At 30.5% G+C, this 1,479-nt stretch carries 1 protein-coding gene; it reads right to left on the reverse strand.

The genetic code is table 11. The features are described from left to right. Window positions 1-1,341: IS1182 family transposase (locus ACRCJ0_RS13900; RefSeq protein WP_431390821.1), on the reverse strand; the 1,341-nt coding region annotated here is incomplete at its 3' end. Between the last annotated feature and the right edge of the window lie 138 nt (window positions 1,342-1,479).

Consider the following 1,479-nt stretch of genomic DNA (forward strand, 5'->3'; position numbering starts at 1 on the left):
AGATAATAGCTTAGCTGATTCATTTTCTTTTAAATACTGATATTTTCTATTAAAAGAAAATGACTTTTGTGGTGCGGTTTCTCTATTGACTGGATAATACATTTCTTTTTCTAAGCGATATCCAGTTGCTGTTTTTGGATGATAAACATGATGAAAATGAAACTGTGTACCATCAGGGTGAATAAAGATTTGATTTTCCGCATCATAGTCCCAATTATTTAAATTCTTACTTGATTTCTGAAATTTCTTCGTCTGTTCCTTATCAAACATATTGTATTTGATGAGATGATCAATCCCTAGATTATCCAACGTTTCTAAGTTTTCTTGACTTCCATATCCAGCATCAGCTACGACGATTTTAGGTAATGTAGGCATACTTTCAATAAATGGTAATAGTGTACGTGTATCCGTAGGATTTGGAAAAATATTATAGGCTATAACAAATTGATTTTCAGTTGCTATTTGAAGATTATAACCTGGTTTAAGTTGACCATTTAACATCGGATCTTCTTTCATTCGCATGAACGTTGCATCTGTATCGGTTTTTGAAAAACTATTTCTACCTTCAAATGTTCTATAATAATTTTTATACTTTATTTCACGTTGTAAAAAATCATCTTTCACTTTTCGTAAGTGTTTTTTCAGTTTTCTTCGTTTCTGCTTTCTTGGATCTGCACCTTTTTTTGGCGCACTTTCAATTTCTTCATTTACCTCAGCTACAGCTTCCTCAAGGAAGGCTTTTAGTATTTCAATATCATTTAAAGACATTGAATCAATTTCATCTTTAATAATCTCTTTTTCTACAGAAGGTAATATTTCATTTCTATAATATGCCATTTCTTTAGCTTTTAATGATGCGTAAAATTTATCTGTTGCTCTTTTCCAAACAAAAGAATATTTATTTGCATCTGCTTCAATTTTTGTACCGTCTATAAATACTACATTATCTGAGATTAGTTCTTGTTGAACTAAAAAGAGTTTAAATTCGACGAATAAGTTCTCAAGAATTGATGCACATAATTCACTAGAACGAAATCTATTAATCGTACGATAAGAAATTTCGGTATCGGCAACTAACCATTTCATTGGAATGTTCTCTTGCATCATTTTTTCAATAGTTCTTCCTGAAAACGTCTTTTCTATATATGCAAATAGTAATGCCTTTAAGAGAATTAATGGATGATAGGCCGGTCGGCCTTCGTGTTTATAAAATTGATCGAGGATATGTTCATCTAATTGTTCAACAAAATTATTTACTTGGAAAACAATATGATTCGGTGCAAGATAATCGGATAACTCTAATGGTAGAAAAGCTTGATTCATGTTATATTGAGTATACATAAAATACCTTCTTTCTTTTTAGTTTTGTGGTTATTACTATTATAAATGAAGGTATTTTATTTTTGTATAATTTAAAGAGGAGATTGACCATTTTTCGTGGTCAATCTCCTCTTTTTTGGCTAGTTTTGTCCCAGCCTT

Source organism: Aerococcus sp. L_32 (genome assembly GCF_050689315.1).